Here is an 11149-nt window from a genome sequence, read left to right on the forward strand (position 1 = left end):
CAACGTTCAACGAGTAATAATTAGCCTAGCTAATTAATACGAAAAAACCCGAGCTTAGCCTCGGGTTTTTTAATGTCTGCAATTTACTTCATGTGAAGGTGGCGCTCTTACCTTAGGGGTAGGTGCTTTGTAGCAACGTTCAACGAGTAATAATTAGCCTAGCTAATTAATACGAAAAAAAACGAGCTTAGCGTCGGGCTTTTTAATGTCTCAAGAAAAATACAGGTTTCAGGTATTAGGTGCGAGGCTTCAGGCAGAGCAAAGCGGTGTTAATTTGATCATCGTAGCATGGGTTGAGTTTTATCGAACTCAGAGGATAAAGCATGAAGGTGGCGCACTTACTTAGGCATCGGTGCTTTGTAGCAACTATCGTAGAGTAATCATTAGTTGTAATGCATTAAGCATTAATAAAACCCGAGCTCAGTCTCGGTTTTTTTATGCCTGAGGTAAAGTGTAATTATTAATGTTATCGCTGTAACAAAGTAGGAGTATGGACTTAATTAGTTAGTAACCAGCATTCTTACGTAATTCATCAAGCATATCTTGGTTACCCATCATTTCGTCAAGCGTTGCCCTGACTGCATTGTCAGAGCTGTTGTCATAAACTGAAAGTAGATGTTGCGCCATTTGCTTCGTATAACCACCTTGTTTATTTTGAGCTTGGTAGTATTGCGCCATCAACCCTTGTGCAGCTAAGCGACGGATATAATCATTCGAGTCTTGCTCTAACAAGTTTGTAAACTGCTCTGCAAGGCGGTAATCAAGTACCGGTGTTTGAGTTGATAACTCAACAGCTTGAATTTTAAATTTTTCGTCACTACTGTTGTTCGCTAAATTTAAAATGTTACCCACTACTTCATAGTCATACTCAGGCATAGTAGATTTATTTAGAATATACATATTCATTTGCAGTTGGCTCAGTGCAGCTAACCTATTTAAATCAGAGATGCTTGGATCTAAAGTTTGCTCTCTTAATTGAGAGTTTATTTGTTTTGCATAATCAGGTTCTGATTTGATCCTTAAATCATAGTCTTCTGGTAAATCTGCATAAAAGCTATAAAGAGGGTTTTGCTCACGTCGTTTTTCATCTTCTTGCTGCTGTTTTTCCTCTAGTACGTCAAGAACAAGTTCCTTAAATTCGTCGATATCTTGTTCTTGATAAGAGTCATTAGCGTGCAGTTTTAAGTTTGCTATTTTGCGTTGTAGCGAACTTACTTTCTTGCTTAGTTCGTCAATTAGGGCTTCATTTGATTGCTGGTATTCTGCAGGAGTACTAATAGAAACTGTGGAGCTTAGCTGTTGCTGGTTGGGTTTATTAAGCGAACTGGCCTGATCTTTAAAAAATGTTCCGTAGCATGAAATTACCAAGGCAAGTGTTGCTATAGCAATCGCAATAGTTCCTTTGTTTATAGTCATAAAATAATCAGCCTCTAAAATGGGTAATTTATCTGTTTGCGAAATATAAGTCTGTTAAAAAGTGTGTTAAATGAGGGTTAAATATACGGGTTAATTAAGAATGCAGGGCGTGAGTGGCGAAATACGGTGTTTAAAGTGGCTATAAGCGCTAGACCTAAGCCTAGCGAGTAAAGCTTAATGAGATTTTGCGTATTGCTCTGCTTGCTTCCACACTCTTAGAGTATTGCCGCTTAAAATCTTTTTAATATCGCTATCGCTGTAGCCTCTATCCATTAAGCCTTGTACAAGGTTTGGGTAGCTAGACACATCTTTTAAGCCGATAGGCAGCGAGTCACCTACACCGTCGTAATCAGAGCCAATACCAACATGATCGATACCAATTAGCTTCACAACGTGATCAATATGATCAAGTACTTGCTCTAAGCTTGCAAATGGGTAGGGGTTTTTAGCGCGGTACATCGCATCAAAATCTTTACTTAACTTAGTACCATCTTTTTTTACCGCTTCTTTTTTACTCTTTAACTGTTTGCCCCACGTACCTGCTTTAGCAGTAACAAAGCTTGAACCAAAGTTAATTTGAATCACACCACCGTTCTTTTTAAGGGCCAACAGCATGTCGTCATTCATATTACGCTCAAAACCCGGCGTGTATTTACGTAGTGAGGAGTGTGACGCAATAACGGGTGTGTTAGACAATTCCATTACTTGATAAAATGCATCGTCCGAAATATGCGATACATCAATCAGCATGCCGATATTATTCATCTCTTTTACTAGCTCTTTACCAAATGGGCTTAGGCCTTTCCACTTGCGACGAATATCGTATGATGAGTCAGAAATATGGTTGCTTTGCGAGTGAGCAAGGGTGATATAGCGCACACCACGGTCAAAAAAATGCTGTAGGTTGTTTAAATCGCCTTCAATGGGCGAGCCGTTTTCCATGCCCATAGCAATCGACATTTTACCTTGCTTGAATTGTGCTTCGATATCGCTTGTTGAGCTGGCAATGGCAAACTTGTCAGGTGCACGTTGTGCAATTGCTTCCATACCATCAATAAGTTGATTCGCTAATTGAAAGCTTTTGCCTTTGCCTTCAAACTCTAAATGAGCAGGAATATAAATCGACATAAATGGGGCGTTTAAACCACCTTCAACCGCGCGTGGGTAGTCAAAGTCACCGCCCTCAGTGGCTTTAGTAACATCTGCCCATTTATCATGAATACGGTAAGGTACATCAATGTGGGTGTCGATTAAAATGGTATCGTGAGCAAGCTTAATTGCTTTATCCGAGGGAGTAATTTCTGCGTGTACTGCACCTGTTAATGCAATCGACATTGCAATAACTATTGAGCTTAGTTTTATCATTTATAATGGCTCTTTAAGTTAAAAAAGCCATTGTCTATTTTTACGCCGTGTCTGACAAGTTTACTCGTCGAATTGCGCTTCACTCTGTAGTGCTTTGAATTCACTTTTAGAAATTATGGTGACCGACTCATGTAGCTCAGAGAAAAACACCATAGCTTCGCCGCTTTTTAATTGCTGATTTACTTGCGCTACTTTACTTTCAATACTGAACTCTTGTTCGCCATAGTCAGTGCCTTCGCGCAAAACGTAGCTTTCAATTAGGTTGTACAGTGTGTCTTTATCAAGTTGTTCAAAAGGAATAATCATAGCCACTCTTTATCGGTGTTATTAAATACACATTGCTTAAAATAATCAGGCACCACTTGCTCTAACCAAAACACGGGTTTAAATGGGTTGTTACCGCTAATAAAACCTACGTGGCCGCCCTTCTCTGAGATACGCAGCGTAACATGCTCACTTACATCCTGACTACTTGGAACTGCTTTAATCGACAGCATAGGGTCGTCTTTGGCATGAATAATTAGTGTGGGTGTCGCAATATCTTTTAAATACGGCATGGCACTGGCTTTTTTGTAGTAGTCGTGCGCATTTTCAAAGCCATGTAGCGGCGCAGTGAGTTGATTATCAAATTCTAATAAATCGTCAATTTCCATTAACTGATCGGTGGTGATCGGTATTTGCTGTTTAATTTGTGGCAGTTTGCGTTGCATCGACTTTTTCATCCGATCGAGCAAATATTTTTGATAAATTTTACCTAAGCTTTTACGAATAACATCACTGGATGATGACAAATCATAGGGCGCAGATATCACAGCAGCTGCACTAAGCGGGCAGTGAATGTGTTCTTCCCCTAAATATTTAGCCAGCACATTACCACCCAATGAAAAGCCAACCGCTACAATAGGGCGCTTTGGAAATTGCTGTTTTAAATGGTTTATAAAAAAAGCTAAATCGGCAGTGTCGCCACTATGGTAGGCTCTTGGCAGGCGATTGACTTCGGTTGAGCAGTTTCTAAAGTGCATTAGCACCACTGCAAACCCTTGCTTTTTTAATGCTTTCATCATGCCTTTGGCATAAAAACTATTTATGTTGCCTTCAAGTCCATGAAGTACTACTGCGAGCGGCGCCGTTTCGTTATGCGGGAGTGACCAAGCAAGCTCAATAAAGTCACCATCGGGCGTATCAAGTTGCGCAAGTTCGTAGCGAGTATGGTGAAAAGGGCGAAAAAAACGCGGCATTATGGTTTGAACGTGTCGGTTGGTCATCCACCATGCGGGTTTGAACTTAGGGATCATGTCTGTACTACGCACTTTGCAATAAACGAAGCGCTAGTGTAGCAAATTTTTTATATTTAAAAATAAAAAGCGCCTAATCAGTAAACTAATAAGGCGCTTTGTGCGTCGTGCTTAATGCTGTTCTTTAATATCTGCATCGTGTACTTTTTTCATGAAAAAATACACAAAGAAGAGGCATAAACTAATAACGACGCCTAAAAATCCAAATGATAAAAATAGTACTGGGTCGCTAAAAAAATCTCTAAAGAATACGTCCATAATGGCCTCCTGATGTCTATGGGTTAATCATAGGCTGGCTTGGCAGGGCTTGATATGATCCAGATCAAGCTATTTTCCTAAGTTGTTTAACAGTGGATTAGAAGTTGATTTGGATCATATTTTAAGCGGGTTTTGAATGGTGAAAGGTTTCAGGTTAAAGGTATTAGATTTTAGGCAGTGAAAATTACACTACAAAAATCTTAGAAGTGTTGCACGTTATGGTGTCGGCGGAGGTAAATAGCTTGAAAACAATATGTTGATATATTGAGCTAAGTTAGGTGTAATGGTATCAATAATAAAATCTGAGCAATGCAGGTTAGCTTAAATAAGCCTGTTGAGAATTATTAAAGTGATATACGTGATGGAGAGTATATGTCAATAAATAGTATGTTGAGGTTTGCAATTTTAAAATTGCTCAGATGGAAACGAAAAAATTTTGTTCCGAGTTATACACAAAGTGGGTTTGATAAGCAGTTGAATTACAGCTTGTGGTCAACTTCAAGAACACGGTTTGCAGCTTCTAAAAGGTTACAAAGAAAGCATGAGCTCTCAGGCAGAACAATTGCATTCACATCAGCTTATTTGATATTGCTCTCCTTATTACAAATATTCTCAAAAGAACCGTCATTAACGCAACTTTTGACTTATTCATCAATCTCATTGGCTATAGTAATTCTAGTAGTAGCTCAATTAGAAAATTCATCAAACTATTCATTAAAAGCTCATAAACATCATGAGTGTGGCTTGCTAATCAATAGTCTATATAAAAAACTTCGTCGCTTGAAGCATGAGTATAAAGATAAACCACAAGATGAAAATTTTTGGAAAAATGTAAATGAATATGATGATGAGTACAATAATATTTTAACGCGCTTTGATAATCACGGAGACCTTGATTTTAGTATTTTTAAAGCTAACTACCCTAAATATGAAGATCATAAATGTAGCAAGTTTTATGTATATAAAACGAAGCTTCATTACTATTTTCACACCCAATTCTTTTACCATTTAATGGTTTATATACCACCAGTAATATTAGCTGCATTATTGCTTCATATTTTAGAGTTTTATAAACTCGACTTTTTGACTCCTTAACTTTTTCTGTTTGTGCATTTTAATTCTCTAAAATAGGGGTGATATTTGATCTCTCCCTCTAAAAGCGCAGCGTCTCTTACACTCTTTGTGAATAAGTTACTTAAGATCCTTGATACACAAAGAGAACACAATGAGTAGCAAATGAGGGTAACCAGGCTGCTGAACGCTGACAGCTAATTAAGGATAGTTTATAAATACAGCGCATTATTATCTGGTGCTGTACATGCTACTAACTCAAATCCATTAACTGTATTAATTAGCATGTGCTGTTGTTGTTTTTCGAGCTTGAGCTCTGCGCTGAGCAGTTCTTTACGAATTGCGGCGTAATCTGTAATCTCGGTTTGATTTGCTTTTAAATAGGCGCGGGTAGCACGTAGAGGCTTTAATGCTTGCTGATCAAACTCACTAATTGATTGTTCAAGCTTGCTCAGCTGTGTTTGGTTAATAGCTAGATTGAGAGAATCTAAGTAATACAGCAACAAGCATAGGTTGACGTTTTTACCTTGCAGGTTTTGGTAATCTAACAGGCGCGCTTGCATGCCATCTTCGCTATAAAGCTGACATGCAAACTGCCAAAAATCGTTGCTGTTAAGCAAGTTCATCGGCGAATGCCTGTTCTTTTTGTTCCATCTCTTCAAGGGCCATTAATAACTCTTCTTCAACATTATTAAGCTTAGGCGTAAGTGTGGCTTGCTTGGTAATTAGCTCTTTGAGCTTAGCTTTATTTTCATCGTTATAAAGTGTGTTATCGCCGAGCGCCTCTTCAACGTCAGCTAATTCTGCAGCAAATTTATCCAATTGCTTTTCAAGCTTTTCAATTTGCTTTTTAAGCGGTTGAATCGCTTTTCTAAACTCGGCCTCTAAGCGCTTTTGCTCTTTTCGGTTTACTTGTGAGTGGGCTTTTGGCTCGTCATCGGTGTCGCTTTTAGCGGCTTCTTTATTAGCATTAAGCAGCCACTGATAATACGCGTCTAGGTCGTAACCAAACTGAGTAACTTCGCCGTTATCAACTAAGTAAAATTCATCAGCGGTGTTTTTAAGCATGTGGCGATCATGCGATACCGTGACCATAGCGCCTTCAAAGCCTTGTAATGCCATAACCAATGCGTGGCGCATTTCTAAATCAAGGTGGTTAGTTGGCTCATCGAGTAGTAATAAATTTGGTTTTTGATAAACCAACATAGCCAGCACTAAACGGGCTTTTTCGCCGCCTGAAAAGGGGGCAACAGGGTCGAGTGCTTTATCGCCTACAAAGGCAAAGCCGCCTAAAAAGTCACGCAGTGATTGTTCGCTGGCTTTAGGGTTTAAACGTTGCAGGTGAGTGACGGCACTGGCTTTTAAATCAAGTGATTCCAATTGATGCTGCGCAAAGTAGCCAATGTTTAACCCCTGATGCAGAAACACTTCACCTGCTTGAGGTTGTAAGTCACCAGAGAGCAGCTTAATAAGTGTTGATTTACCTGCGCCATTTCTACCAAGTAGTGCAATACGGCTGCCTGGCACTAAGTTCAGCTTAATACTGTTTAAAATGGTCACATCGCCATAACCAGCTTTTGCTTTGTCGAGCGTCATTAGCGGGTTAGGCAGAGCGGTTGGCTCGGCAAATTCAAAATCAAATGGCGAGTCAGCATGTGCAGGGGCAAGTTTTTCCATGCGTTCTAGCGCTTTAACGCGGCTTTGTGCCTGTTTGGCTTTACTGGCTTTAGCTTTAAAACGAGTAATAAATTGCTCTAAGTGGGCAATTTGATCTTGTTGTTTTTCAAACATGGCTTGTTGCTGTAATAAACGCTCAGCTTTTTGGCGTTCAAACTGCGAGTAATTGCCTTTATATACATTGATAAGTTGTTTATCTATATGCCAAATTTGATCAACCACCGCATCTAAAAACTCTCGATCATGAGATATTAGTACCAGTGTACCAGTGTAGGCACGTAAAAAACGCTCAAGCCAATACACAGCATCTAAATCAAGGTGGTTCGTTGGCTCATCCAGTAACAGTAAGTCGGCATCGCGAATAAGCGCTTGGGCTAAGTTTAAACGCATACGCCAACCACCCGAAAACGCACTTACAGGGTTTTCTATTTGGTTATTAGCAAAGCCTAAACCATGTAATAGCTCACCAGCTTTGGCTTCTATGCTATAGCCTTTAATATTCTCAAGCTGAATATGCACTTTAGCTTGAGTGTCGCCATCATTGGTTTGCTCAGCTTCACGCAAAGCAATTCGTAGCGCATAATATTCAGGATGGCCTTGCAGTACGTAATCTATAGCGTTTATTTCAAGGGCGGGGGTTTCTTGTTTTACTGAGGCCAGTGACCAATCTTTAGGAATACTGCAATTACCGCCATCTAACGAAAGCTCAGACTTTAATAAACTAAATAGCGTTGACTTACCACAGCCATTAGCACCAACAAGGCCTACTTTGTGCTCTGGAAATAATGTAGCCGATGCATTTTTTAATAAAGCTTTGCCACCGCGAAGCAGTTCTATTTCTGAGATTTGGATCATAAATACGTTACTTTACTGTGCCTTGATTGAATTGCGGCCATTATAACACGGATCTTATTAGCTATATCAATCGTATCAAGTAGGCAAATATTGCGATAAAATAACGTCAATCAAAATGGTAGGAAAAACGAAGTGAAACATAAAAAACGATTTATTGCTGGAGCAACGTGTCCTGAGTGTAAAACCATGGATATGTTAATGCTCTACAAAGAGCATGACGTAGAAAAAGTTGAATGTATGCAGTGTGGTCATAAAATGGCTCAACCAGAGCAGGCTGTGCAGGCATCAACACGCCAATTTGAACAGATCATTGGCGTGTTTAATCCAGGCGACTAAACCTAAACAGTTTAGTAATGCGGTGGCGGAGGCTCCGGCATATTCGACATCATAGGTTGCGATGCTTGCGACTCTTTAAGTTTTTCAGCCAGCAACTCGGTTTGGCGCTTTATTTTAGCCAACTGTTGCTGGTGAACTTTTATTTCATCATTCAAAATTTCAATTGTTTCGTCTTGAAAAGCCACTTTAGCCTCAAGTTCCATTAGCCGATGTTCAATTGTGTTCATTTGGTTCTCGTATAATAAAGCGCTCAGCGATTCCGCTCGAGCTTTCAGTTAACAATGATTTACCGTTATCTGTAAATGCCACATCAAGTACCACTGCCGATTTGGGCTTACTGCCTTCTCGCGGAGTGACTTGCCATGTTTGAATTTTTTCACCGCTGGTTAGCTGCCATAAATCAACCCGTTTATTGGGTGAACCGGTTGCTAATAAAGTGCCTTGATCGTTAAAGCGCACTGCGGTAAAAATTTTCTGACGCGCAATATACTTTAGTTTACTAACAAGGTCACCTGTAGTCAGCTTCCATACATTTGCTTGTGCCATACTGTCGGCGGTAAAAGCATAGCGCCCTTGAGGATCTAAAGCGACCTGCGTTACTCGGGTTGGGTGATTAAAGCGATGAACTACTTGTCCACTTTGAGTATCCCATAAGTAGGCAACATAATCGTTAGAGCCGCTTAGTGCATAGCGCCCGTTGGGTGATAGGTCAACGGTATTTACTTTTTCTTGATGGCCTAAAAATTCAATGCGTCTACCTGTGTTAAGGTTTATAAATACCACAACGCCATCGCTGCGCCCGTAAACAACACTTTGGCCTTGGTTGCTAATGGCAATATCGCGAATACTGGCTTTTTGTATTTTATAAAAGCCTTTATTTTTGCCGGTGGCAATATCCCAGACCGCAAAGGTGGTTTTTTCGGCGGTAACAGCCACGCTATTATCAAAAGCAATGGCTACGGCATAAACTAAGCTATCTTCAGCCTGCTGTTGAAACCATTGGTATTTAAGCGCTTGCTGTTGATTATCCCAAAGGGCGACCCCATGATGGATAGAAGACACTAAGCTGTATTGACCATCGTGCGATAACGCAGATGAAAAGGCGCCCTGTGCAGTGTGCTCAAAACTGGCCACTGCTTGTTGTTTTTCATCACTACATGCAATTGTTAATAAACAGCAAGTGGCGACTAAAAAAGTACGAAATAACGACATATTACAGGTATTTCCTCTTAACTCTTAGTGACTGAGAGGTTAGACTAGGTCTCGTTAAACGCCTAGGTTGTTTGTCTAATCACTGGATATGTTTTTAGTTTAGCTATTAAACAAGCAGCCTACCATGTAGGCCGTTAATCTTTAACTAGTAATATTACAATAAATGGCAACTGCAAAGTGTGTCGGAGATTTAAAATGAGAAAGACGATTAAATTGTCATTGATTGCAGCGTCAGTTTTAGCGCTTACAGCTTGTAATCAAGAAGCAAAAAAAGAGCAAGCAGACGTTAAGCTAGATACTGTAGCACAGCAACAAGCGTACGGTATTGGTGCATCTGTGGGTAACTTTTTAAATAAAGACCTAGCGGATAAAAAAGAAATTGGTATTGAATTAGACCAAGCTTTATTAATGCGAGGCTTTGAAGATGCACTTGCGGGTAATGCAAAAATTGACGAAGAGAAAATTCGTGAAGTACTAACAGCATTAGACGAATCAGTGCGTACTAAACAAGAAGAAAAAGCAAAAGTAGAGTCTGAAAAAAGCAAAGCTGAAGGTGAAAAATACCTAGCTGATAACGCTAAAAAAGAAGGCGTGATGGTTACTGAGTCTGGTTTACAGTACGAAGTAATGAGCGAAGGCGAAGGCGCAAAACCAGTAGCAACTGATGTGGTTAAAGTACATTATAAAGGCACATTGTTAGACGGTACTGAGTTCGATAGCTCTTACTCACGTAACGAGCCGACAACGTTCCCACTAAACCGTGTAATTCCTGGTTGGACTGAAGGTTTACAACTTATGCCTGTAGGGTCTAAGTACAAATTTACTATTCCTTCAGACCTTGCTTACGGCGATCGTGATTTAGGTAAAATTCCTGCTAATTCAACACTTATTTTTGAAGTTGAATTATTAGAAATTCAAAATGATGCAGAAGCTGCCGCTGCAGAATAAGCGTTATAGATAATAAAAAAGGGACCTTAGGTCCCTTTTTTATTACGTTGAATAACTAATTAGTCAGTATGATTAGAAAATAAGTTATCAATCAGCTCATCTTCAAGTGCAAAGCGCGCTTCGAGTGCTTCACCCATTACTGAAAGATCGTTATCAAAGCCTTCTAGTAAATCTTCAGCGTCTACCTCAGCGTACTTATCGTTGAAATCCAGAGCGATGTCAGTGGTATCTGAAATACGTGGGTATATCGTATTAGCGAGTTGCTGGCTTTCTAGGCCTTTCTTTTCGCAGGCTTTAGCAATATCGTCGTACACTTCAAAGTGGCCGGCCGATAAATAATCCATTAAAATTTGGCAAAATGCCTGAATTTGTGATGGTTCAGGCAAAGACTGATCTTTTTTCTCATAAGGTGAAAAGCCTGCAATTTTACAGTAAAGCACAATCAGCTCTTGGCGTTCGTTTAACCAATTGTCGATGACCGTATGGCTACCCCCCCACTTTTGTTGAGCTTTTTCTACACGCTTCAGCATAATTCTTCTCCTAAGCTGGGTTGGATTTTTTAAATTAAAAATAAAACTTATGTTATCCAAGATATATTTAATTGGCGTGTATATCAACAAGTAAAATAGATGTAATACCAGAGGGAATTTTGTTTAAGGGTATAAGTTGTAAGTAATTTATTCCAGGCAAGAAAAAACCACCTATTACGGTGGTTT

General features: G+C 39.7%; 13 protein-coding genes. 4 read left to right on the forward strand and 9 right to left on the reverse strand.

Features of this window, described 5'->3' with window-relative positions; genetic code table 11:
- Nucleotides 1-205: 205 nt before the first annotated feature.
- Nucleotides 206-346, forward strand: a complete 141-nt coding sequence (locus tag A9479_RS20015; RefSeq protein ID WP_197487276.1) for a hypothetical protein — start codon at nucleotides 206-208, stop codon at nucleotides 344-346.
- Between the two features lie 158 nt (nucleotides 347-504).
- Here A9479_RS20015 and A9479_RS18605 read toward each other — a convergent pair whose 3' ends face one another.
- The 4 genes from A9479_RS18605 to A9479_RS18620 all read right to left on the reverse strand — a co-directional run bounded on the left by A9479_RS18605 (nucleotide 505) and on the right by A9479_RS18620 (nucleotide 4076).
- Nucleotides 505-1416, reverse strand: coding sequence for a hypothetical protein (locus tag A9479_RS18605; RefSeq protein WP_064664245.1), 912 nt, complete (start codon nucleotides 1414-1416; stop codon nucleotides 505-507).
- A gap of 174 nt (nucleotides 1417-1590) precedes the next feature.
- Nucleotides 1591-2781 carry a dipeptidase gene (locus tag A9479_RS18610; RefSeq protein WP_064664246.1) on the reverse strand — a complete coding sequence of 397 codons (1191 nt, stop codon included), beginning with the start codon at nucleotides 2779-2781 and terminating at the stop codon, nucleotides 1591-1593.
- Between the two features lie 60 nt (nucleotides 2782-2841).
- Complete coding sequence (locus tag A9479_RS18615; protein WP_008114225.1) at nucleotides 2842-3087, reverse strand: YheU family protein; 246 nt, start codon at nucleotides 3085-3087, stop codon at nucleotides 2842-2844.
- On the reverse strand, nucleotides 3084-4076 hold the full coding sequence (locus A9479_RS18620) for a hydrolase (RefSeq protein ID WP_064664247.1): 993 nt from the start codon (nucleotides 4074-4076) through the stop codon (nucleotides 3084-3086). Before A9479_RS18620 ends, A9479_RS18615 begins: the two co-directional genes overlap by 4 nt.
- A 630-nt stretch (nucleotides 4077-4706) precedes the next feature.
- On the opposite strand from A9479_RS18620, the gene A9479_RS18625 reads away from it, so the two are divergent.
- Nucleotides 4707-5429, forward strand: a complete 723-nt coding sequence (locus A9479_RS18625) for an SLATT domain-containing protein (protein WP_064664248.1) — start codon at nucleotides 4707-4709, stop codon at nucleotides 5427-5429.
- Nucleotides 5430-5617: 188 nt separating this feature from the next.
- Here A9479_RS18625 and A9479_RS18630 read toward each other — a convergent pair whose 3' ends face one another.
- The gene (locus A9479_RS18630) at nucleotides 5618-6031 is read right to left on the reverse strand and encodes a TIGR02444 family protein (protein WP_064664249.1); all 414 of its coding nucleotides are present in this window, start codon (nucleotides 6029-6031) and stop codon (nucleotides 5618-5620) included.
- Nucleotides 6018-7937 carry an ATP-binding cassette domain-containing protein gene (locus A9479_RS18635; protein ID WP_064664250.1) on the reverse strand — a complete coding sequence of 640 codons (1920 nt, stop codon included), beginning with the start codon at nucleotides 7935-7937 and terminating at the stop codon, nucleotides 6018-6020. The genes A9479_RS18630 and A9479_RS18635 overlap by 14 nt, the downstream gene beginning before the upstream one ends.
- Nucleotides 7938-8069: 132 nt before the next feature.
- Here A9479_RS18635 and A9479_RS18640 point away from each other — a divergent pair, with 132 nt between their 5' ends.
- A complete protein-coding gene (locus A9479_RS18640; protein ID WP_008114218.1) occupies nucleotides 8070-8273 on the forward strand; it encodes a YheV family putative zinc ribbon protein in 204 nt (67 codons plus the stop codon).
- An 11-nt stretch (nucleotides 8274-8284) separates the two neighbouring features.
- On the opposite strand, the gene A9479_RS18645 is transcribed toward A9479_RS18640, so the two are convergent.
- Together A9479_RS18645 and A9479_RS18650 are read right to left on the reverse strand one after the other, a co-directional pair.
- Nucleotides 8285-8500 (reverse strand): SlyX family protein, encoded by a 216-nt coding sequence (locus tag A9479_RS18645; RefSeq protein ID WP_013466167.1) that lies wholly within the window; start codon nucleotides 8498-8500, stop codon nucleotides 8285-8287.
- Nucleotides 8487-9485 carry a WD40 repeat domain-containing protein gene (locus tag A9479_RS18650; RefSeq protein ID WP_013466166.1) on the reverse strand — a complete coding sequence of 333 codons (999 nt, stop codon included), beginning with the start codon at nucleotides 9483-9485 and terminating at the stop codon, nucleotides 8487-8489. Before A9479_RS18650 ends, A9479_RS18645 begins: the two co-directional genes overlap by 14 nt.
- 195 nt (nucleotides 9486-9680) lie before the next feature.
- Here A9479_RS18650 and fkpA point away from each other — a divergent pair, with 195 nt between their 5' ends.
- The gene (gene fkpA / locus A9479_RS18655; RefSeq protein ID WP_028834821.1) at nucleotides 9681-10433 is read left to right on the forward strand and encodes an FKBP-type peptidyl-prolyl cis-trans isomerase; all 753 of its coding nucleotides are present in this window, start codon (nucleotides 9681-9683) and stop codon (nucleotides 10431-10433) included.
- A 59-nt stretch (nucleotides 10434-10492) separates the two neighbouring features.
- On the opposite strand, the gene A9479_RS18660 is transcribed toward fkpA, so the two are convergent.
- Nucleotides 10493-10963, reverse strand: coding sequence for an Rsd/AlgQ family anti-sigma factor (locus A9479_RS18660; RefSeq protein ID WP_013466164.1), 471 nt, complete (start codon nucleotides 10961-10963; stop codon nucleotides 10493-10495).
- Nucleotides 10964-11149: the final 186 nt, after the last annotated feature.

Origin of the sequence: Pseudoalteromonas sp. MQS005, from assembly GCF_001661605.1 — a bacterium.
In the GTDB taxonomy this organism is placed as follows: Bacteria; Pseudomonadota; Gammaproteobacteria; order Enterobacterales; family Alteromonadaceae; genus Pseudoalteromonas; species Pseudoalteromonas tetraodonis.

What these genes read in the sequence shown, in the direction of transcription:
- A9479_RS18635 (WP_064664250.1), bottom strand. Translation starts at nt 7,937, where the DNA reads ATGATCCAAATCTCAGAAATAGAACTGCTTCGCGGTGGCAAAGCTTTA.
- A9479_RS18645 (WP_013466167.1), bottom strand. Translation starts at nt 8,500, where the DNA reads ATGAACACAATTGAACATCGGCTAATGGAACTTGAGGCTAAAGTGGCT.
- A9479_RS18660 (WP_013466164.1), bottom strand. Translation starts at nt 10,963, where the DNA reads ATGCTGAAGCGTGTAGAAAAAGCTCAACAAAAGTGGGGGGGTAGCCAT.
- A9479_RS18630 (WP_064664249.1), bottom strand. Translation starts at nt 6,031, where the DNA reads ATGAACTTGCTTAACAGCAACGATTTTTGGCAGTTTGCATGTCAGCTT.
- A9479_RS18650 (WP_013466166.1), bottom strand. Translation starts at nt 9,485, where the DNA reads ATGTCGTTATTTCGTACTTTTTTAGTCGCCACTTGCTGTTTATTAACA.
- A9479_RS20015 (WP_197487276.1), top strand. Translation starts at nt 206, where the DNA reads ATGTCTCAAGAAAAATACAGGTTTCAGGTATTAGGTGCGAGGCTTCAG.
- A9479_RS18620 (WP_064664247.1), bottom strand. Translation starts at nt 4,076, where the DNA reads ATGATCCCTAAGTTCAAACCCGCATGGTGGATGACCAACCGACACGTT.
- A9479_RS18610 (WP_064664246.1), bottom strand. Translation starts at nt 2,781, where the DNA reads ATGATAAAACTAAGCTCAATAGTTATTGCAATGTCGATTGCATTAACA.
- A9479_RS18615 (WP_008114225.1), bottom strand. Translation starts at nt 3,087, where the DNA reads ATGATTATTCCTTTTGAACAACTTGATAAAGACACACTGTACAACCTA.
- A9479_RS18625 (WP_064664248.1), top strand. Translation starts at nt 4,707, where the DNA reads ATGTCAATAAATAGTATGTTGAGGTTTGCAATTTTAAAATTGCTCAGA.
- A9479_RS18605 (WP_064664245.1), bottom strand. Translation starts at nt 1,416, where the DNA reads ATGACTATAAACAAAGGAACTATTGCGATTGCTATAGCAACACTTGCC.
- fkpA (WP_028834821.1), top strand. Translation starts at nt 9,681, where the DNA reads ATGAGAAAGACGATTAAATTGTCATTGATTGCAGCGTCAGTTTTAGCG.